General features: G+C 72.9%; 14 protein-coding genes and 1 pseudogene. 10 read left to right on the forward strand and 5 right to left on the reverse strand.

Annotated features, from left to right (window positions below):
- Positions 1–215: 215 nt before the first annotated feature.
- The gene (lexA, locus tag ABD347_RS09320; protein WP_344358864.1) at positions 216–1,001 is read right to left on the reverse strand and encodes a transcriptional repressor LexA; all 786 of its coding nucleotides are present in this window, start codon (positions 999–1,001) and stop codon (positions 216–218) included.
- Between the two features lie 1,120 nt (positions 1,002–2,121).
- On the opposite strand from lexA, the gene nrdR reads away from it, so the two are divergent.
- Together nrdR and ABD347_RS09330 are read left to right on the forward strand one after the other, a co-directional pair.
- Positions 2,122–2,634, forward strand: coding sequence for a transcriptional regulator NrdR (nrdR, locus tag ABD347_RS09325; RefSeq protein ID WP_344358866.1), 513 nt, complete (start codon positions 2,122–2,124; stop codon positions 2,632–2,634).
- 154 nt (positions 2,635–2,788) lie between these two features.
- On the forward strand, positions 2,789–5,680 hold the full coding sequence (locus tag ABD347_RS09330; protein WP_344358869.1) for a vitamin B12-dependent ribonucleotide reductase: 2,892 nt from the start codon (positions 2,789–2,791) through the stop codon (positions 5,678–5,680).
- Between the two features lie 107 nt (positions 5,681–5,787).
- On the opposite strand, the gene ABD347_RS09335 is transcribed toward ABD347_RS09330, so the two are convergent.
- Together ABD347_RS09335 and ABD347_RS09340 are read right to left on the reverse strand one after the other, a co-directional pair.
- Entirely contained in the window at positions 5,788–6,318 is a 531-nt protein-coding gene (locus tag ABD347_RS09335) for a TerD family protein (RefSeq protein WP_344358872.1), read from the reverse strand.
- 126 nt (positions 6,319–6,444) lie between these two features.
- A pseudogene (locus ABD347_RS09340) lies at positions 6,445–7,079 on the reverse strand (DUF1152 domain-containing protein); the annotation flags it as partial.
- 230 nt (positions 7,080–7,309) lie between these two features.
- On the opposite strand from ABD347_RS09340, the gene ABD347_RS09345 reads away from it, so the two are divergent.
- From ABD347_RS09345 to ABD347_RS09370, 6 genes are all read left to right on the forward strand, one after another.
- Positions 7,310–7,915, forward strand: a complete 606-nt coding sequence (locus ABD347_RS09345) for a YdbC family protein (protein ID WP_344358874.1) — start codon at positions 7,310–7,312, stop codon at positions 7,913–7,915.
- A gap of 104 nt (positions 7,916–8,019) precedes the next feature.
- Positions 8,020–8,679 carry a histidine phosphatase family protein gene (locus ABD347_RS09350; RefSeq protein ID WP_344358877.1) on the forward strand — a complete coding sequence of 220 codons (660 nt, stop codon included), beginning with the start codon at positions 8,020–8,022 and terminating at the stop codon, positions 8,677–8,679.
- Between the two features lie 12 nt (positions 8,680–8,691).
- Positions 8,692–9,606 carry an ADP-ribosylglycohydrolase family protein gene (locus ABD347_RS09355; RefSeq protein WP_344358879.1) on the forward strand — a complete coding sequence of 305 codons (915 nt, stop codon included), beginning with the start codon at positions 8,692–8,694 and terminating at the stop codon, positions 9,604–9,606.
- A 515-nt stretch (positions 9,607–10,121) separates the two neighbouring features.
- Positions 10,122–11,867: a DUF4153 domain-containing protein gene (locus ABD347_RS09360; protein WP_425575609.1), complete on the forward strand. Its 1,746-nt coding sequence runs from the start codon at positions 10,122–10,124 to the stop codon at positions 11,865–11,867.
- A gap of 824 nt (positions 11,868–12,691) precedes the next feature.
- Positions 12,692–13,402: a ribonuclease HII gene (locus tag ABD347_RS09365; RefSeq protein ID WP_344358881.1), complete on the forward strand. Its 711-nt coding sequence runs from the start codon at positions 12,692–12,694 to the stop codon at positions 13,400–13,402.
- A gap of 128 nt (positions 13,403–13,530) precedes the next feature.
- The gene (locus tag ABD347_RS09370; protein WP_344358883.1) at positions 13,531–14,178 is read left to right on the forward strand and encodes a hypothetical protein; all 648 of its coding nucleotides are present in this window, start codon (positions 13,531–13,533) and stop codon (positions 14,176–14,178) included.
- A 472-nt stretch (positions 14,179–14,650) separates the two neighbouring features.
- Here the strand turns inward: ABD347_RS09370 and ABD347_RS09375 are convergent, their stop codons facing one another.
- Entirely contained in the window at positions 14,651–15,280 is a 630-nt protein-coding gene (locus tag ABD347_RS09375) for a hypothetical protein (protein ID WP_344358885.1), read from the reverse strand.
- Positions 15,281–15,496: 216 nt separating this feature from the next.
- Positions 15,497–17,677, reverse strand: a complete 2,181-nt coding sequence (locus tag ABD347_RS09380; RefSeq protein WP_344358887.1) for a RecQ family ATP-dependent DNA helicase — start codon at positions 17,675–17,677, stop codon at positions 15,497–15,499.
- A gap of 202 nt (positions 17,678–17,879) precedes the next feature.
- On the opposite strand from ABD347_RS09380, the gene ABD347_RS09385 reads away from it, so the two are divergent.
- Entirely contained in the window at positions 17,880–19,265 is a 1,386-nt protein-coding gene (locus tag ABD347_RS09385) for a DUF4192 domain-containing protein (protein WP_344358889.1), read from the forward strand.
- Positions 19,266–19,380: 115 nt separating this feature from the next.
- Positions 19,381–21,420, forward strand: coding sequence for a glycogen debranching N-terminal domain-containing protein (locus ABD347_RS09390; RefSeq protein WP_344358892.1), 2,040 nt, complete (start codon positions 19,381–19,383; stop codon positions 21,418–21,420).
- The last annotated feature ends 12 nt before the right edge of the window (positions 21,421–21,432 follow it).

Genomic DNA, 21,432 nt, shown 5'->3' on the forward strand with positions numbered 1-21,432 from the left:
CCGGACTTTGAGACAGCCCTGGCGGCGACGCCCACAGGCCGGCCCGCCGGTCTGGCGTCGGGCCGGCCGGTGATGGACCGGTACGGCCTCGGGGCCGAGGGGGCTCATGGTCGGCGGCATGATCCGAGGGCTCTCAGGTCGGCGTCGGCGGCATGGGTAGGGCCCCGGGACCGGCGCAGTGGGTCCCGGGACCCGGTCGAAGCCGGCGCGCGGTGTCACACGCGCCGCAGTACCGCCACCACCTTGCCGAGGATCGTCGCCTCGTCACCGGGGATCGGCTGGTAGGCCGCGTTGTGCGGGAGCAGCCAGACGTGGCCGTCCTCGCGCTTGAAGCGCTTGACCGTCGCCTCGCCGTCCAGCATCGCGGCCACGATGTCGCCGTTCTCCGCGACCGGCTGGCGACGCACGGTCACCCAGTCGCCGTCACAGATGGCGGCCTCGATCATCGAGTCGCCGACGACCTTCAGCACGAACAGCTCGCCGTCACCGACGAGCTGGCGGGGGAGGGGGAACACGTCCTCCACCGACTCCTCGGCGAGGATGGGGCCACCGGCGGCGATACGGCCGACGAGCGGGACGTACGACGCGGCGGGCTTGCCCGTGGTGTCGGTCGGCTGGGTGCTCGGCTGGTCCGAGCCGCGGACCTCGTAGGCCCTGGGCCGGTGCGGGTCCCTGCGCAGGAAGCCCTTCCGCTCCAGCGCCATCAGCTGGTGGGCGACCGACGAGGTGCTGGACAGTCCCACCGCCTGGCCGATCTCCCGCATCGACGGCGGGTAACCGCGCCGCTGCACCGAGTCCCGGATGACCTCGATGACCCGCCGCTGCCGGTCCGTGAGCCCGGAGCTGTCGGCACGGATGCCTGGAGGTCGCCCGGGCAGCGATCGCGTGGGCTTGGGCCCCTCCGCGTTCGTGGTCACTTCGTTCATGGCATGCACCGGCTCGAGTCGGCTCTGGGAGCGGTCCTGGGCAGTGATGGTGGCACTGTCTGCGGTGGTGGTCACGTCGGCCCCTCTCGAATGGTCTCTCCCTAGCTGGACAACGGTAGTTGCTTTCGAAAGGTTGCGCCAAACACACGTTCGAGTGAAAAATCATGGATTGGCTTACATGTGCGTGTGCCGAGGTGTATGTGCGATCACCCGCCGATTCTTTCCGGCCGCGGGGCCGCGCCTACCACGGTAACCGCACCGCAGGGCGTGTCCACCGGCGGCCCCGCACGACCCGCATGGCGCGTTCCTGTGTCCCCGCGCGGTCCGGTCGGCGTTCCTCGTGGTCCTTCCCCGGTGCCCGGGCGGCTGCGGGCCCCGCGAAGGTGAAGCCGGGTGAAGGCCGTGGGCAACCCGTGCGCGCGGCCCCGGCCGCCCAGGCCGCCCCGGGCGGTATGCCGAGAGTCGCCGGTGACCCTCGCCGCCGCGCCCCCGCCCGGGCGTCCCGGCCGCTTGCCGGCGTCCCGGCCCGGCGTCCCGGCTGCTTACCGGTGTCCCCGCCCGGCACCCCGGCCGCTTACCGGTGTGTCCCTGGCCGGTGTTCCGGCCGCTGGCCGGCGTCCTTGCCCGGCGTCCTTGCCCGGCGTCTTCTTCCGGGTGGTTCCCTGTGACCGGCCCCCGAGCCCCACCGCATTTCCGGAAGGTGCCTCCTGGTGGGCCCCTTGGGTGCGTCAAGGCCCCGCGGGGCATCCCGGCTCGCGGATCCGTGGCCGTCTCCATGAGTCGCCGTCGGTGCTCCGCCTGTCACGCCCCCAGGTGACCTCCATGGGCTCCGCGCGGCCCCTCGAGGGCCGGTCGCCGACGGCCTCCAGGGGCCCGCACGGCCCTGCCGGGGCGACTCCGGGGCGGCCTCCCGACCGCCTCCGGCCGGGTCGCCGCGGACCCCCCGGAATCCGTGGCGCCGCGCCCCTCCCGTAGGCTCTGGAGCGATCCCCGATGCCGCGACGCGCGACACGCGCTGTGTGTCGAAAAGGCGGCTCGACCCCAGATCTAGTGGTTGGATTGGCTCGGCCGCCCACAAGTTGTGGTCCCCGGGTCCGTCGGGGGTGTGGCCATCGCCTATGCTTGTGGCTGCTTCGAGGGGCCCTCACCGGCCCCGACGAGGCTATTCAGTCGTGCTGTGAAGGAGGGTTGGACGATGCATTGCCCCTTCTGCAGGCACCCCGACAGTCGTGTCGTCGACAGTCGCACCACCGACGACGGGACGGCCATCCGCCGCCGCCGCCAGTGCCCCGACTGCTCGCGCCGTTTCACCACGGTGGAGACCGCGTCGCTCATGGTGATCAAGCGCAGCGGGGTCACCGAGCCCTTCAGTCGCACCAAGGTCATCTCCGGAGTGCGCAAGGCGTGCCAGGGGCGGCCGGTCACCGAGGACGCCCTCGCCCAGCTCGGCCAGCGGGTCGAGGAGGCGGTGCGCGCCACCGGCAGCGCGGAGCTGACCACACACGACGTCGGACTCGCCATACTCGGTCCGCTGCGGGAGCTCGACCTCGTCGCGTACCTGCGCTTCGCGTCCGTGTACCGGGCGTTCGACTCACTCGAAGACTTCGAGGCCGCCATCGCGGAGCTCCGCGAGCGGCGGCCCCCCGTGGAGGACGGCGGGACCGGCGCGACCCGCGAGGTCCCGGTCCCCGCGGCTGCCGCCGACTGATCGTCCGGTCCGGCGTGGGGCCGGCGATCAGCCGCTGAGCGGCACATTGACGTGTCAGGGGTGCTGTGCGTGGTGCCCGTGACAACAGACAGAAACCGTGCCTTGGGAAGATCTGGGCACTTCAGGGTGTTTTTGCCCGTATATGGGAGGCGGCATGACAGAGACGGCGAGCGGCCCGGCGCGTGGGTCCCGTACCAAGGGGACCAAGGTGAACAAGGGTCTGCGTATCGAGCGCATCCACACCACCCCCGGCGTGCATCCGTACGACGAGGTCGTGTGGGAGCGTCGTGACGTCGTCATGACCAACTGGCGCGACGGCTCGGTCAATTTCGAGCAGCGTGGCGTCGAGTTCCCCGACTTCTGGTCGGTGAACGCGGTCAACATCGTCACCAGCAAGTACTTCCGCGGGGCCGTCGGCACCCCGCAGCGCGAGACCGGTCTGAAGCAGCTGATCGACCGGATCGTGAAGACGTACCGCAAGGCCGGTGAGGACTACAACTACTTCGCCTCGCCCGCCGACGCCGAGATCTTCGAGCACGAACTGGCCTACGCCCTCCTGCACCAGATCTTCAGCTTCAACTCCCCGGTGTGGTTCAACGTCGGCACGCCGCAGCCCCAGCAGGTCTCCGCCTGCTTCATCCTGTCCGTCGACGACTCCATGGAGTCGATCCTCGACTGGTACAAGGAAGAGGGCATGATCTTCAAGGGTGGCTCCGGTGCCGGCCTGAACCTCTCCCGTATCCGCTCCTCCAAGGAGCTGCTCTCCTCCGGCGGCAACGCCTCCGGTCCGGTCTCCTTCATGCGCGGTGCCGACGCCTCCGCCGGAACGATCAAGTCCGGTGGCGCCACCCGCCGCGCCGCCAAGATGGTCATCCTCGACGTCGACCACCCCGACATCGAGGACTTCATCGAGACCAAGGTCAAGGAGGAGGAGAAGATCCGCGCCCTGCGCGACGCGGGCTTCGACATGGACCTGGGCGGCGACGACATCACGTCCGTCCAGTACCAGAACGCCAACAACTCGGTCCGCGTGAACGACGCGTTCATGCGGGCGGTGGAGTCCGGCAGCAAGTTCGGCCTGCGCGCCCGTATGACCGGTGAGGTCATCGAGGAGGTCGACGCCAAGGGGCTCTTCCGCAAGATGGCCGAGGCCGCCTGGGCCTGCGCCGACCCGGGCATCCAGTACGACGACACCATCAACCACTGGCACACGTGCCCGGAGTCCGGCCGGATCAACGGCTCGAACCCGTGCAGCGAGTACATGCACCTGGACAACACCTCGTGCAACCTGGCCTCGCTGAACCTGATGAAGTTCCTCAAGGACGACGGCAAGGGCAACCAGTCGTTCGACTCGGTGCGCTTCGCCAAGGTCGTCGAGCTGGTCATCACCGCGATGGACATCTCGATCTGCTTCGCGGACTTCCCGACCCAGAAGATCGGTGAGAACACCCGCGCCTTCCGCCAGCTGGGCATCGGGTACGCCAACCTCGGCGCCCTCCTGATGGCCACGGGCCACGCCTATGACTCCGACGGCGGCCGTGCGCTCGCCGGCGCCATCACGTCGCTGATGACGGGCACCTCCTACCGGCGCTCCGCCGAGCTGGCCGCGGTCGTCGGCCCGTACGACGGCTACGCCCGCAACGCCGAGCCGCACAAGCGCGTCATGAAGCAGCACTCCGACGCCAACGCGAAGGCCGTCCGCATGGACGACCTGGACACGCCGATCTGGGCCGCCGCCACGGAGGCCTGGCAGGACGTGATCCGCCTCGGCGAGAAGAACGGCTTCCGCAACGCCCAGGCCTCGGTCATCGCCCCGACCGGCACCATCGGCCTGGCGATGTCCTGCGACACCACCGGCCTGGAGCCGGATCTCGCGCTGGTCAAGTTCAAGAAGCTCGTCGGCGGCGGCTCGATGCAGATCGTCAACGGCACCGTGCCGCAGGCGCTGCGTCGCCTCGGCTACCAGGAGGAGCAGATCGAGGCGATCGTCGCCCACATCGCCGACCACGGCAATGTGATCGACGCGCCCAGCCTCAAGCAGGAGCACTACGAGGTCTTCGACTGCGCCATGGGCGAGCGGTCCATCTCCGCGATGGGTCACGTCCGCATGATGGCCGCCATCCAGCCCTGGATCTCCGGCGCGCTCTCCAAGACGGTCAACCTCCCCGAGACGGCCACCGTGGAGGACGTCGAGGAGGTGTACTTCGAGGCCTGGAAGATGGGCGTCAAGGCGCTCGCCATCTACCGCGACAACTGCAAGGTCGGCCAGCCCCTCTCCGCCAAGAAGAAGGAGCAGGAGAAGGCCGAGGTCACGGAGAAGGCCGAGGAGACCATCCGCGCGGCGGTCGAGAAGGTCGTCGAGTACCGGCCCGTGCGCAAGCGCCTCCCCAAGGGCCGTCCCGGCATCACCACCTCCTTCACGGTGGGCGGCGCCGAGGGCTACATGACCGCCAACTCCTACCCGGACGACGGTCTCGGCGAGGTCTTCCTGAAGATGTCGAAGCAGGGCTCGACGCTCGCGGGCATGATGGACGCGTTCTCGATCGCCGTCTCGGTCGGCCTCCAGTACGGCGTGCCGCTGGAGACGTACGTCTCCAAGTTCACCAACATGCGCTTCGAGCCGGCCGGTATGACGGACGACCCGGACGTGCGGATGGCGCAGTCGATCGTCGACTACATCTTCCGCCGCCTGGCGCTGGACTTCCTGCCCTTCGAGACGCGCTCGGCGCTCGGCATCCACTCGGCCGAGGAGCGCCAGCGCCACCTGGAGACCGGCTCGTACGAGCAGTCCGTCGACGATGTCGAGGTGGACGTCGAGGGCCTGGCCCAGTCCGCCCCGCGTCAGCAGGAGGCCCCGAAGGCGGTCGCGGCCGCCGCGACGGCGGAGGCCCCCGCCCCGAAGCCGCACACCTCGGCGGAGCTCGTCGAGATGCAGCTGGGCATCAGCGCGGACGCGCCGCTGTGCTTCTCGTGCGGTACGAAGATGCAGCGGGCCGGATCGTGCTACATCTGCGAGGGCTGCGGCTCGACCAGCGGATGCAGCTGACGGCCGACGTGCTGACGGTGGGCCCGCTGTCGGCCGACGACTGACGAAACGCGCGGAACGGGAGAGCCGGAAGATCCGGTTCTCCCGTTCCGTGTGTCCGGGCCGGGTCAGGCGGGCTCGGCGCCCATCAGCTCGGTGAAGGCCTGCGGGTCGGCGTCGAAGCCCCGGACGGCGCGGCGCCAGCCCCATCCCCCCGTGTCGTCGCGGCGGAACTCGACGACGGTCACGGCGGTGGCGTCGCCGAGGTCGGAGAAGTCGTAGCGGTCCAGCTCCTGGTAGCCCTCCTTCACGAGGACCAGGGCGTTGGCGATGTCGCCGAACGTCGTGCGGCCGCCGCCCTGCTGTATGGCCACGCCCACCATCACGCGCGCGTAGGCCGGCGACAAGCGGTTCAGCTCCAGCGTCATGGCCTCGTCGAAACCGAAGCCCTGGCCGGTGCTGCTCTCCCTCTGGAGGGTGATGGTCCCGTCCGGGGAACGGCTGCCGAAGTGCACCAGGTAGGCGGGCGCGCCATGGGGCTCCTCGACCCGGTAGACGGCGGCGATGATGTCGAGATCACGGTCGGGGGCCCCGGCGGCGCTCGGATCCCACTTGAGTGTCACCTCGACCTTGCCGACCCCCTTGTTGGCACTGCTCACGGGATTCCCCTCTCTCGTACGGGCTGGGCCAACTGCCCGTGGCACACGACTGCTTGCCCATGGTGTCACGCGCGGTCAGTGCGGGATCCGGCGTGAGGGGCGCTGCCGGGGGAGCTCGTCCCGGAAGGCCGCTATGGAACCGTTGACGATGCTCGAGAAGTCCGGCGTGTGACGCTGGGCGTGGGCGACCGCGTCCACGAAAAGAGCACCCTCACGTGTCGCGCGCGACACGGAGAAGGCACCCAGATAGGCGCCCCCCTCTCCAGGGCGGTGATGTTCTCCAGGACCAGGCCGTGGCTGACCCCGTGGTACGCGTCGACCCCGAAGCCGATCGAGGCGATGAGACGCTCCGGCACCTCCAGGCCGGCGAGCGCGGCGACGCTGGTCAGGTCCTCCTCCGGGGTGCCGAGCCCTGCTTCGTCGCCCCGCATGAGGATGTCGGTCCCGCCGTCCACGAGCACGACCGCGTCGATGGCGTAGTGCTCGATCAGCGCCCGGTACGCCGCACGCAGCGGCTGCACCCCGACGCGGGCGAAGGCGTGGACGGTGCTGGGGAGCCCGTGCAGCGCGAGCCATCGTGCGAGGGTGCGCTCGGGGAAGTAGGTCTGGTGCGGCGCCGAGTCGGGGGTGACGACGGAGACGTCGGGCGCCGGCCAGGAATCCAGGGGAAGTCCCTCGACCGCGCTGAAGGCCAGGTTCGCGAGGTGGACCTCCTTGCCCTGGTGGCGCAGCGAAAGGGCCAGCGGGAGCCCCGCGTAGATGTCGAAGCCGCCCCCGGCGCCCGCGACGAGGACGCGTTCCCCGGATTCGAGGAGTCGGGTGTCTGTACCGCCGCCGACAGCCCATTCGGGTGCGGGTGCGGGTGCGGGTGCGGGTGCGGGTGAGGGGCGGACGCGGCCGCTGGGACGCGGGCGCGGCGGCGGTGGGGTGCGGTGCGGTGCGGTGCGCGAGACCGGGACCGGGGCGTCGCCCGGCCCCGTACGATGGCGCGGTGCTGGTCAAGTGGATTCGCTGCACCGTGGTGGACCGTCGTGGGTTCGAGCGGGGGCAGCGGAAGTGGGCGGGGCTGCCGGGTGAGCCGGGTTTCCGTGGGCAGGGGGGCGGCTGGAGCCGGAGCCGGCCCGGTGTCGCGCATGTTTTCTCCTTCTGGGAGAGCCGGCCCTTCTACGACTCGTTCATGGCGCGCTCGCACGACCGGCTGGCGGCCGCGCAGTCGGGCACGTACAAGGACATGCAGGTCAAGCTGTTCGAGCACCGGTTCGACGTGAAGACGGGGTTCGAGCCCCGCTTCACGGACGCCGATGTCGTCCGGGTCGCGCACAGCAGGATCCGCGAGGAGCGGGTCGAGCACTACGCGCTGATGCAGGAGAAGGTGTGGAACCCGGCGATGGCCGGTTCGCCGGGGATGCTGCGCGGACTGTTCGGAGAGGCGCCGGGCCACGAGTTCCTCGTCCTGTCGATGTGGCGGTCGGCGGCCGAGCACGGCAAGTACCGCGCGGAGCGGGTGGAGCGGCTGGCGCTGCGCGCGCAGATCGAGGCGGACGTGGCGGCGCTGACGGGGGACGTGGTCGACCTCGAAGCGGCGTGGACGGTGTGACGGCCCGGGGCCGGGTCGGGGACACGGGCCGGCGGGTACGCCGGATGGAGCCCGGGCACCGGGCCGGCTGGGCCTCACCGGAACGGGCGATCTAGGGTCGGGGCATGGCACGACCGCGGCGCATCGTTCTCGTACGGCACGGCGAATCGGAGGGCAATGCCGACGACACCGTGTACGAACGCGAGCCCGACCACGCGCTGGGCCTCACCGACCGGGGGCGACGCCAGGCCGAGGAGGCGGGCGAGCGGCTCCGGGCCCTGTTCGGAGACGAACGGGTGAGCGTCTACATCTCGCCGTACCGTCGCACCCACGAGACCTACCGGCTGTTCCGGCTGGACCCGGCGCTGGTACGGGTCAGGGAGGAGCCGCGGCTGCGCGAGCAGGACTGGGGAAACTGGCAGGACAGGGACGACGTCCGGCTCCAGAAGGCCTACCGGGACGCCTACGGGCACTTCTTCTACCGTTTCGCCCAGGGCGAGTCGGGCGCGGACGTGTACGACCGGGTCGGAGCGTTCCTGGAGAGCCTCCACCGCAGCTTCGAGGCGCCCGACCACCCGCCGAACGTCCTGCTGGTCACGCACGGCCTGACCATGCGGCTGTTCTGCATGCGCTGGTTCCACTGGACGGTCGCCGACTTCGAGTCGCTGGCCAATCCGCGCAACGGCGAGACCCGGATGCTCCTTCTCGGGGAGGACGGGCGGTACGCCCTGGACCGGCCGTTCGTGCGCTGGCGAGCCCCCGAGTCGTACGGCTCCACCGGATAGAGTGGCAGGGCGATGACCGCTGATTCCTCCTCCGAGCGGCGCTTCGAACGCGCCCTGGCCAGCCTGCGCGGGCTGGCCGTGGGAGACGCCCTCGGCTCCCAGTTCTTCGTTCCCGCCCACTATCCGTTGCTGAGGCGGCGCGAGCTGCCGCCCGAGCCCTGGCAGTGGACCGACGACACGGAGATGGCCTGCTCCGTGCTGGCCGTCCTCGCCGGGCACGGCCGCGTCGACCAGGACGCGCTCGCCCTGTCGTTCGCTCATCACCATGACTTCGACCGGGGTTACGGGCCTGCGGTCAACCGCATGCTCCGGCTGATCCGGGAGGGCGGCGACTGGCGCGAACTGGCCGCCGGCCTGTTCAAGGGACAGGGCTCCTGGGGCAACGGCGCCGCCATGCGCATCGCCCCCCTGGGCGCCTGGTACGCCGATGATCCGGAGCAGGCGACGCACCAGGCCGAGATCTCCTCGTACACCACCCACCAGCACCGGGAAGCCGTCGTGGGCTGCATGGCGGTCGCGGCCGCCGCCGCCCTCGCGGCCGATCCGGCGGGGCCGCCCAAACCCGAGGAACTGCTCGACGGCGTCATCGCGCTGGTTCCGCGCAGCGCGGTGGGCGCCGGGCTGCGCCGTGCCCGCGACATGCTCGACTACGGCGACGCGGGGACGGTGGCCGCGGTGCTCGGCAGTGGCCGGCGTACGAGTGCGCACGACACCGTGCCGTTCGCGCTCTGGTCCGCCGCCCGCGCCCTCGGCGACTTCGAGCGGGCGTTCTGGACCACCGCGCAGGTGGGCGGGGACGTCGACACGACGTGCGCCATCGTCGGGGGTGTGGTGGCCGTGACGGCGGCCGGGGCACCGCCCGCCGAGTGGCTGGACCGTACGGAGGCGCTGCCCGAGTGGCTGCCCGCCGGACCGGCCGCCCGCTGACGCCGGCGCCCCCGGCGTCGGCGCTCCGGCCGCCGGCGCCCTGGCGCCGGACGGAGGGGCCGGTCCACCGGCCGTCGCCAGTGTCACGGTCCTGCCACAGCTCGGAGGCAGCGCGGGACCAGAACCCTTTCCGGGCTACCCTTTCGGCCACACCGCCGCTTTGATCATGACAAGTGCGCGCTGACCAGACGCCGGGGCCGTACGGCACTGCCGCTTCGAGGCGTGCGGGCCCTCGGCCGGGAGGGGGTCCCGTGCCAGACACGCCGTCCGAAACGCCGTCGTCGCCGTCGCCGTCGCCATCACCGTCGTCGTCGCCCGAGTCGCAGACGTCGTCGTCGGCACCGCTGACGGCCGGGTCGGAGTCGTCGTCGACACCGTCCGGGCCGCAGCCGTCACTCCAGCCGTCACTCCAGCCGTCACTCCAGCCGTCCGCGGAACAGCCGCAGGAGCCGCAGCCGCAGCCGTCGCAGCAAACGCCGGCGCCGCAGCCGCCGCAGTCGTCGGAGCCACAACCGTTGCAGCCGCAGCCGCAGCCGCAGCCGCAGCCGCAGCCGTCCACCGGGCCATCGGAGGACTCGCGGCCCTCGGACGCTCCGCCGGCTTCGGCAGCCCCGGGTGCCTCACCGTCCCCGCCCACGCGGGCCGCTGCCCCCGGCGGCACCGGCGCCCGTGCGGGAAGCGCGCCCACCGGACGGCCGGCCGCCGCCTCGTCGGCGCACCGGCCCACCGCACCGCCGCCGCCCGGGACATGGCTGACGCGCATACGCCCCGGCCGACCCGGTCCGATACCGGTGGCCGTCCTCTGGTCGGCCCTGGCCACCGCGGTCCTCAGCGCGTTCCTGCTCGGCGACGGGCTCGGCGTGAACCTGCTGCTGGTCGCCGTACCGGCGAGCCTCGCGGCCTACTTCGCCGCCACGGCGGCCGGCCGCCGCATCCGGCCCTGGACCGCGGTCTGGGGGCTGGCCGGCCTCGCCCTGCTGGTGGTACCCGCCCTCCGCGACGCGGGCTGGCCCTCCTTCCTCGCCGTGGTCTCCGCTCTGGGCGTCGCGTCCCTCGCCCTGCACGGGAGCCGCAACTGGCGCGGCATCCTCTGCAGCCCCTTCGGCCTGTTCGACTCGATCGTTCCCGGCCTGATCTGGGCCGGGCGCGGAGTGCGTGAGCGGGCCGGCGGCGCCCAGGGCCGCGTGGGCCCCATGGTGCGGACGATTGGGGTCGCCCTGGGGCTGCTCGTGGTGTTCGGCGCGCTCTTCGCGGGCGCCGACGCCGCCTTCGCCGACCTGATCGGCTCCCTCGCGCCGGACGTGTCGGCGACCGAGGGGCCCTGGCGTTCCCTGCTGTTCGTCCTCGGGCTGCTGGGAGCGCTGGCCGCCGCCCGTACGGCCGCCGCCCCGTTGCGATGGGACCGTCTGACGGCCCGCCCGGGCCGCCCGAGGGCCCGCCTGGAGTGGGCACTGCCGCTCATCGTGCTCAACCTGCTTTTCGCGGTCTTCAACGCCGTCCAGCTCGCCGTGCTCTTCGGCGGGTACGAGAAGGTGCTGAGCAAGACCGGACTCACCTACGCCGAGTACGCGCGCCAGGGTTTCTGGCAGCTCCTCTGGGCCACTCTGCTCACGCTCGCCGTCATCGGCCTGGCCCTGCGCTGGGCACCCCGTGGCGGCGCCCGCGACCGCACGCTGGTCCGGGCCGTCCTGGGCACCCTCTGCCTGCTCACCCTGGTGGTGGTGGCATCCGCCCTGCGCCGGTTGGACCTGTACGTCGACGCGTACGGACTCACCCGCCTGCGGGTCTCGGTGGCCGCCATGGAACTGTGGCTCGGCCTCGTCCTCGTACTGATCATGGCGGCCGGTGTCGTGGGCGCGCGCCGGCTGCATCTGCCGCGCGCCATCGCGGTGAGCGCGGCGGTCGGTGTCCTCGCCTTCGGCCTGGCGTCGCCGGACGGGATCGTCGCCGAGCGGAACGTGCAGCGCTACGAGACCACCGGAAAGATCGACGTCGGCTATCTGGACGGCCTCTCGGCCGACGCCGTACCCGCCCTGGACCGGCTGCCCGAGCCTCTGCGGTCGTGCGCCCTCCGGAACATCGCGCGGGACCTGCCCGGGGACGGCACGCCCTGGTACGCGGTCAGCCTGGCCGAGACCCGTGCGCAGGAGATCCTCGACCGGCGCGCTCCGACCACCGCGGGCTACTCCTGCACACCACCGCGCGACGAGTACCGCGACGAGATCGACGAGATCGACGAGTTCGACCGCTACGACTACTAGCGGCCCACGGAACGCCCGCAGAGGTCCGTTCCCCGTCTCCCTCCGGCGCGGGGGACGGACCAGCGCTGGACCGACCGCAATGGCGCTCATGGCCGGGGAGCCGCACGCGCCTTACGTCGGGCGCGTCCCGCCGCTCCATGACGTCGGGCTCAGCGAGGGCCGTTCCGACCGTCGACGTCAAGCGCGTCAGCGGCCGGGAAACGGCCTGGGCCGGCGTTCCGGCGCGGCTGTTGCGAAGTGGCGTCAGCCGAGCCCTTCGGCGGGCCATCCACCGCTCCTGGGGAAACCGCCCAGCGGGGAGGCGCGGGTGGAGGAGCGGGGTGGCGGCCGGCCGCCACCCGGACCGACGAACCCGCCGTCTCGACGCCGTCAGCTCATCAAGGAGCGGCCGCCGATCGCGTCAGCGTCCGTGAGGGGTTCTACCGGTGGCCTCCAGATACGCGGAACCATCTACTCCAAGGCCGGTTCCGCACTCCGTTCGATGATTCGCAAACGCGATGTCGTGGTGGCTCGTCGGCCGGGTAGTGATCCTTGACGGGGGCATCGAGTCAAGTCCGCCGCTCGCCTCGTCACCGAGGGTGTGTGCCGTGCATTGAGCAGCAGGGGCGTCCGGTGCGGCGTGACCGGCGGCATGGCCGTCGGCGCCGTGCCGGTGGTGACGGCTACCGGTCCAAGGTGTGCGTCAGCGAACGGTGCGGTGTCGGCATGGCGGAGAAGGATGACCATGTGGTGATTCCGTTTACGCGGTCGGCGAGGCTACCCGCCGGGAGGACCGCAATCCGGGTATCGCGGGCGGGGCCGGGCGGCGTAACCTGTCTGGCGCCATGCCGTACGAACCACCCACCCACACCGTCGAGCGCTCGCTCAGAGCGACCACCGGCGCAAAGATCATCGCCGGAGTCGATGAGGTCGGACGCGGAGCGTGGGCCGGGCCCGTCACGGTCTGTGCCGCCGTTACCGGACTGCGCCGGCCACCCGACGGACTGACCGATTCCAAGCTCATCAGCCCCAAGCGCCGAGCCGGACTGGCCGAGGAGCTGGAGCGGTGGGTCACCTCGCACGCCCTCGGGCATGCCTCTCCGGAGGAGATCGACGAGCTCGGGATGACCGCCGCGCTGCGGTTGGCCGCCATCCGCGCTCTGGACGCCCTTCCCGTGCGCCCTGACGCGGTGATCCTGGACGGCAAGCACGACTACCTGGGACGTCCATGGCAGGTCCGTACCGTGATCAAGGGCGACCAGTCCTGTATCGCGGTCGCCGCCGCCTCGGTGATAGCCAAGGTGCGGCGGGACGCGATGATGGCCGAGCTGGAGGCGGAGTCCGCCCAGTGCGCCGTCTTCGGGTTCGGGGACAACGCCGGATACCCGTCGCCCGTGCACAAGGCGGCGCTCCGGGAGTGGGGCCCCACGCCGCACCACAGGCTGAGTTGGTCCTACCTCGACGCTCTGCCCCAGTGGCGGCACCTCAAGAAGGTCCGTGTCTCCGCGGAGGCGGCCGCGCTGGAAAGCGGGGGTCAACTCGGCTTCGATTTCTGAACAGCCGGTACCGCCCCGCCGTACAGCGGGCCACGAGCGAACGTCGCGTGCGTGCGTCTTCTGCACACATCGCATGTATGCGCCACCCGCCGGTGCCACTCGCACCGGCGTTTGATAGACATCCAGTTATGCCTCTCATCCCCGAGGAGCCTCAGATTCACGAGAGTGCCCAGGGTCCCCGCGCCACTCCGGCCGCCGGCCGCCCCGCGCCGACCCCCCGACCCGTACCCGGTCCGCGTTCCGCGACCTCGCCGCGTCCCGGCCGCCCGGGCCCCGGCCCGGCGCGGCCCACGCCTCCGGCGTCGCCGCGCCAGCACGCCGGTGCGGCGCAGCCCCCGACACCCCGGCCGGAGAAGCGTTCCGCGTCACGGGCCCCGTCGTCGGCCCAGCCGCAGATCCAGCTGGTCCCCGCTCCCGCGGACGGCGCGCTCGACGCCGCCGAAGAAGCGGTCGACCTGCTGCTCGAGACCGGCCGTGCGCCGGGCGACATCCTGGTCCTGACCACCGGTGACCAGCACCCGTGGGCCACCCACGAGCTGTCCTTCGGTGACGCGGCCTACTGGGCCCAGCACGACGCCCGCGACGACGTGTTCTTCGCGGACGCGGCCGCCGTGGACCGCGCGTCGACGCGGCCGGTGGTGGTCGTCGCGGTCAACGGCGGAGACGACGACGAGGCCGCCCGCGCCCTGCCGGCGGCCATGGCCCGGGCGAGCACCCTGCTGATCGTGTGCGGTGACCCGCAGCGGATCAACGCGGTGCTCGGCGCCGGAGTCTGAGCCGTACGCGCAGACGGTACACGCGGTGAGTGCGCCGTCGGACCCGTGCTCGTGGGCCCGTGCTGGTGGGCCCGTGCTCCCGGACCCGTGCTCGTGGGCCCGTGCTCGTGGGGCCCGCAGGCCCGCGGGCCGCTGACCGGCGAGCACGGCCGGCGGTGCGGCCCGTGCGTGCGGCCGCCCGTGCGTGCGGGTCCCGCATCCCTGCCGCCCGGCCCACCGGGCCGTACGCCCCCATGAGCCCGGGCGGCGTGGCCGGCCCACCGGGAGGCAGGGCACGCGGGGCGCGGTGACCGGCGGACGTGGCTGCTCACCGGATCGGCCGGCCATTCCCGGGCGTTGGTCCGGCGGTTGACGGACCGTCCGGCCGCCGGTCACCGCGCCCCGCCGCGGGCGGGGACCCGACGACCGGTCATCGCCCGGTCATCGCCCGGTCGTCGGGACGGGCGGCTCGCCGGGCGGTCGGCCCGGCGGGTCAGCGGGCCGCGGTGCGACGCAAAGGCTCCGCCGCGCCGCTCGCGGTGCGCGGAGCCGGGAGTACCTCGTCGGCCGAGGCGTCCGCCAGATCGCCCGGAGGCGATGCCGAGTGCGGGCGCCGGCCGCCGCGCCCCTCGCCCAGCACCTGCCAGCCGCCACGGGTCAGCGTGATGTACGCGCCGCAGCGCAGCCCGTGCAGGGTGCAGGCGTCCCGGAGCCCCCACATCCACGCGCCGTCCTCCTCCGTCCACCGCTCGTCCCCGTCACGGCAGTACAGCAGGACGGCGGTGCGCACCGGCGTGCGGCGCCGCAGGTCGTGCGGGACGACCCTGCGGAGGTGCGCCAGCAGGGCGTTGCGGAACTCCCAGCCGTCCGCGGGCACGGCACGGCGGGCGAAGGAAGCGCTGGCGGTGAGCCGTTCCTCGTGGTCGAGGACGGCGACGACAGCGGTGGCGGGCGTCGGGCGGTGGCGGGTGTGAAGCCCGCTGACGACCTCGCGCGGATTGCGCAGCAGCGGGATCCCGGCCGCTGCCCACTCGGCGGGCTCGAGTATTCGGGCGAGGCGGCTGGCGGAGTCGGCGGGCGTGCTGATCGAGGTGGCTGCGGACGGAGCGAATCCGAAGGTCACGGTCCTCCCTTCGCATACGCGCCCACAGAGCGGGCAGGGTCGAGTGAGGGACGCACCGGCACGGCCCTTCCGGACCGCGAACGTGCCGTGCGGGGAGCGGATTCCAATTCTTGCTGGCGGAACGGGCAAGCGGCAACGAGCAATTGACGCTGCCGCCTGGAATGGGCTGGTATGACACTCATATCCTTCCCAGTCGACCGAGGATGACGCGTCCCCTCACCCTTGAACGGCGAGGACCAGCGGAAACACCCCCTCCGCCCCAGCCCGCCGCAGCAGCCGCGCGGCGACCGCCAGCGTCCAGCCACTGTCCGACAGATCGTCCACCAGCAGCACGGGGCCACCGACCGAGGACAACTCCTGGGCCAGCGCGGGCGGAACGGTCAGTACCCGGTGCAGACCGAGTACCCGCTGCGCGCTGTTGGTCCGGGAGATCCGGGCGTCCACGGCCTCGGGCGCGTACTCGACGGAGCCGAGCAGCGGCATTCTGCCCACCTCCGCGATCCGGCGTCCCAGCGAGCCCACCAGTCGCGGCCTGCTGTGCGAGGCGACCGTGACGACCCCCACGGGCCGAGGCGGCGCGTCCGGAGCACCGGACGCCCAGCCACCGGGGCCCTTGGCCCAGTCGGCCAGGACCCGCACCACGGCCTCCGTCACGTCGTCCGGCACGGGGCCGTCGGCGGCACCCGGCGCCAGCATCGGCCGCAGCCGGTTGCCCCAGCCGATGTCCGAGAGCCGTCCGAGCGCCCGCCCCGGAAGGGACTGCTCACCGGCGGGGATACGGCCCTTGAGGTCGACCCCGGCCGCCGGCAGCCCGGTCGGCCACATCTTGCGCGGCTCCACCTCCACACCGGGCCGGCCCAGCTCACCGCGTGCGGCGTCCAGCGCGGCGGCCGACACCTTCGTGTCGAAGCGGGGTCCCGAACAGTTGTCGCAGCGCCCGCACGGCGCCGCCTCCTCGTCGTCCAGCTGCCGCCGCAGGAACTCCATACGGCACGTGGTCGCCGACGCGTAGTCACGCATCGCCTGCTGCTCCGCCTCCCGCTGACGCGCCACCCACGCGTACCGTTCGGAGTCGTACGACCAGGGCTGCCCCGTGCCGGTCCAGCCACCCTTCACCCGGCGCACCGCACCGTCGACGTCGAGGACCTTCAGCATCGTCTCCAGGCGGGTGCGGCGCAGCTCGACCAACGGTTCCAGGGCGGGCAGGGACAGCGGCCGGTCGGAGTGCGCCAGCACATCGAGGGTCCGGCGCACCTGCTCCTCCGGCGGGAAGGCCACCGAGGCGAAGTACTGCCAGATCGCCTCGTCCTCCTTGCCCGGCAGCAGCAGCACCTCCGCGTGCTCCACGCCACGTCCCGCGCGGCCCACCTGCTGGTAGTAGGCGATGGGGGAGGAGGGGGAACCCAGATGCACGACGAAGCCCAGGTCCGGCTTGTCGAAGCCCATGCCGAGCGCCGAGGTCGCCACCAGTGCCTTGACCCGGTTGGCCAGCAGATCCTCCTCGGCCTGCTGACGGTCCGCGTTCTCCGTGCGGCCGGTGTACGAGGCCACCGTGTGGCCGCACTGGCGCAGATGGGTGGTCACCTCCTCGGCGGCGGCGACCGTGAGCGTGTAGATGATCCCGGAGCCGGGAAGCTCGCCGATGTGGTCGGCCAGCCAGGCCAGGCGGTGCGCCGCGTCCGGCAGCCGCAGCACCCCCAGGCTGAGGCTCTCCCGGTCCAGCGGGCCGCGCAGCACCAGCGCGTCCGTACCGGCGCCGGTGCCGAGCTGCTCGGCGACGTCCGCCGTCACGCGCGCGTTGGCCGTGGCGGTGGTGGCCAGGACGGGGACTCCGGGCGGCAGCTCGGCGAGCATGGTGCGCAGCCGCCGGTAGTCGGGCCGGAAGTCGTGGCCCCAGTCGGAGATGCAGTGCGCCTCGTCGACCACCAGCAGGCCGGTGGCCGCGGCGAGCCGCGGCAGTACCTGATCGCGGAAGTCCGGGTTGTTGAGCCGTTCGGGACTGACGAGCAGCACGTCCACCGTGCCCTCGGTGACCTCCTGCTGGACGGTCTCCCACTCCTCGGTGTTCGAGGAATTGATCGTCCGCGCGCGGATACCGGCCCGCGCCGCCGCCTCCACCTGGTTGCGCATCAGCGCGAGCAGCGGCGAGACGATCACGGTCGGACCGCTGCCCCGCTCCCGCAGCAGCGAGGTCGCGACGAAGTACACGGCCGACTTGCCCCAGCCGGTGCGCTGCACGACCAGCGCTCGGCGCTTGTCGGCGACCAGCGCCTCGATCGCCCGCCACTGGTCCTCCCGCAGCCGGGCCGTGCCGCTGCCGTCCCCGACGAGACGGGCGAGCACGGCATCGGCGGCTGCGCGAAGAGTGCTGGATCCTGCGTTGCTCGTGTGCTCCATGCCTCCATGCAACAGCACGGGTCCGACAACCGGCGAACCAGCGGCCGAGCAGCGGTTCACCGGCGCCGCGCCGCGCGCGTATACCAGTCGGCGGCGCCGCCCGCGAGCGGGCCATCCGGCCTGTGGACAACACCGTTCGGCGCTGGTCGTGGGTTATCCACAGGGGTCGACGGCAGGCGGCGTTCGCGGGACCGTCGTGGCCATGAACAAGCACCACGACACCACCGGGCCCACCGACGACCAGCAGCAGATCACCCTGCGCGGCCCCGCCGAACTGGCGGACGCGCTGCCGTACATGATGGGTTATCACCCGACCGACTCGATCGTGATGGTCGCGCTCCACGGCGACCGGGGCCGCTTCGGCGGCCGGCTGAGGCTCGGCATCCCCCGCTCGCCACGGGAGTGGCCGCCCGTCGCCGAGCAGCTCGCCGAATGTCTCGTCGAGGGCTGCGAGCGGCGCGGCTCCCGGCCCGACGGCATCGTCGTCTTCCTGTGCCAGGACCCCGCCGAGGGCGAGACCGGCCGCCGGGTCATGGAGCGTCTGCGTCCGCTCGCCCAGCGGCTGCGCACGGCCTGCGGCACTCTCGACGTGCCGGTGTACGAGGCGCTCTGCATCTCCGACGGCCGTTTCTGGTCCTACTGCTGCCCCGACACCCGTTGCTGCCCGTCCGAGGGCAACCCCCTGGCCCTGCCCGGTACGTCGGTGATGGCGGCGGCAGCCGCGTACGCGGGCATTCAGGTGCGCGGATCCCTGCGCGAGATGGAGGAGCGCCTGCGGCCGTGGCCGTACGAGGCGGCCGGGGCGGCCGAGCAGCTGCACGCGCTCGACCGCACCGGCGCCGCCCTGGTGCCCAGGATCCTCGACGCCGAGGGGCGCGCGACGGTACGCACGGAGACTGTGCGGCTGGCGGAGCAGCTCGTGCGGCGCCTCGCGGACGGTCCGCGGATCATGGACACGGCGGCGGCCGACACTGAGGACGACGCACTGATCAGCCATGACGAGGCAGCCGCGGTCATCCTGGGACTACAGGACCGGGAGACCCGGGACCGGGCGGCGGAGTGGATGGAGGGGGCCGAGGCCGCACCCGCCCTGCGACTCTGGCGCGCACTGGCCCGCCGCTGCGTGGGGGCCTACGTCGAGCACTCCGCCGCACCGCTGACGCTCGCCGGCTGGGTCTCCTGGTCGACCGGTGACGAGCCCGGCGCCCGGGTGGCACTGGGACTCGCCCTGGAAGCCGACCCGGAGTACGTCTTCGCCAGGCTTCTGCACCAGGCGTGCAACGAGGGCCTCGACCCCGAGTCGCTCCGCCGGTGTCTCCGCGACGAACGCGACGCGCGGGCCGCCGCCGAGGCGCGGGCCGCCTCCGGCGCGCGGGCGCGGTTGCGGGGACGGAGTGTGTCCGGCGCGCGGCCGGGGTCCGGCGTGCGTCCGCCGGCCGCGCGGAGGAAGCGCCGGACGGCCCGGTCGGCAACCGGGGGAGCGGCGACCGCCCCGCGCGGCACCGTGGGGCCGGACGGAGCCGCGGCCCACGCCCGGACCCGCGCGGTCCGTCGCGGCGGAGGGCGTGGGAGCAGGAGCGGACGATGACGGCCGTGACCATGACGCCGGTGGCGCCGTTCCCTTCTGTGGCGGAGTCGCCCGACCCGTGCCGTCGTACCTCCAGCGGCTGTCCGGAGCGCACAGAAGGCTCAGCACACCACCCATGGACCTCACCGTCCCCTCCCGGCCCCCCGTCCCGCCCCTCCGGCAACCGTCGGCCGCCGGACCGGCATCTCCGGCCCCGGGGGGCCCGTGGGAACTGCCGTCCGTGCACGACACCCTCGTCTGCGTCGCCCTGCCCTCCTTCGCCGTCTCCGCTCGTCACGGCCAGCTCGGCGGCCAGGGACTCGAAGGCGTCTACCACTCGGGCCGCCGGGTCCTCTCACGCTGCCACCTGCGCGTGGCCGGGCGGGACCCGGTCACCGTGCAGGGCCGGCTCCTCTCCGCCGGTCGCGCCCGGTTCGTCGCGGTGGTGCGCACACCGGCCGATCCCGGCCCCGATCCGGGTGTCACCGTCGAACGGCTCCGGGACGCGGACGGGACGGAACGGATCACCTTCCGCAGCTCGCTGGGGCGCACCCTCCGGCTGCCCGTCGAGATCTCCCTGGGCAGCGACCTCGCGGACCTGGGCGCCGTCGCGTCCGGCAGGACCACCCCCGAGCTGCGTGCCACGGTCCACGACTCGGGCCTGCGCTGGTCGGCACCCGACGGTGGCCACGCGACCGTCACCGCCGACCCGACGCCCAAGGACACCCTGGCCTCGGCCGGGCTCCTGCGCTGGGAGCTGGAGCTACGCCCCGGCGCATCCCGCACCATCGCCATCGACGTACGGGTCCGCCCGCCCCGCCCGACACGACCCGTGGGCCGGACGCGCGGGCATACCCTCACCGAGGCCCGCGCCGAGGGTGACGATCCGCGGGTCGAGAAGCTCCTCCGGGCGGGCCTGGACGACTTGCGGGCCCTGCTGGTACGCGATCCGGCACACCCGGACGGCCTCCATCCGGCGGCGGGCGTGCCATGGCGCTGCGGCCCGGCCCCCGCGGAAGCGCTGTGGGCCGCCCGCATGGCCCTCCCGCTCGGCACCCGCCTCGCCGCGGGGACGCTGCGCACCCTCGCCCGCACCCAGCTCCCAGGACCCGGCCCGGGCGCCGGCCGCATCCCCGGCCCCCTGCGCGACACCGGCCCCCACATGCCGCCCAGCTGCACCGGTGCCGAGGCGACCCTCGCCTTCCCCGTCGTGCTGGCCGAGGCAAGGCGGTGGGGCCTGCCCGAGCAGGACCTCGCGGAGCTGCTCCCGGCCGCCGAGCGGTGCCTCCACTGGCTGCGCGCCACCGCGGGAGAGAACGGCCTGTTGCGTGAGCCCGGTCCCGCCGGACTCCAGCGCGCCGAGACCCAGGCCCACGCCCACCGGGCCGCCGTCCTCGGTGCCGACCTCCTGGAGGCGTGCGGGCGCCCCGGCGCGGACGACTGGCGCGACTGGGCGCGCGCCCTGCGCGAGGTCTTCCAGGACCAGTTCTGGCTCGACGACCATGCCGGAGGCCGTCCCGCCGCCGCTCGCACCCCCGCGGGCCGTCCACTGCCGTACCTGTGCGGTGGTGCGGCGCACCTTCTCGACACCGGGCTGCTCGGCGAAGGCCGGTTCGCCGACGGCCTGCTCGACAAGGTGCAGACCGAGCAGCTGGCCCGCCTGCTCGGAAGCCCCGCCATGGACACCGGCTGGGGTCTGCGCAGCCTTGGTGCCAAGGAACCGGCACACAACCCCTTCGGACACCGCTCCGGGGCCGTCAGGGTCCATGAGACGGCCGTCGCGGTCGCCGGCCTGGCCGCCGCGGGCTACGAGAAGGAGGCGACGTCCCTCTTACGCGGCCTGCTCGATGCCGCCGAGGCGTTCGCGTACCGGCTGCCCGAGATGTTCGCGGGCGACCAGCGGACGACCGACAGCGAGCCCGTACCGCACCCCGCCGCCTGCCGCCCCGCCGCCGTGGCCTCGGCCGCCGGCGTCCACCTGCTCACCACGGTGGCGGGCGTCCGCCCCGACGTACCGGCGCACACGGTGGCACTCCGCCCGATGCGCGGCGCACCGGTGGGAGCCATCCGCCTGGCCGGACTGTGCGTCGCGGGCGCCCCCTTCGCCGTACGGGTCAACAGGCTGGGTCTGACCATGGTCGAGGAGGCCGCCGCCGGCCTCCAGCTGGGGGTGTGACCCCGGTGCCCG

Source organism: Streptomyces gobitricini (genome assembly GCF_039532985.1).
GTDB lineage: Bacteria > Actinomycetota > Actinomycetes > Streptomycetales > Streptomycetaceae > Streptomyces > Streptomyces gobitricini.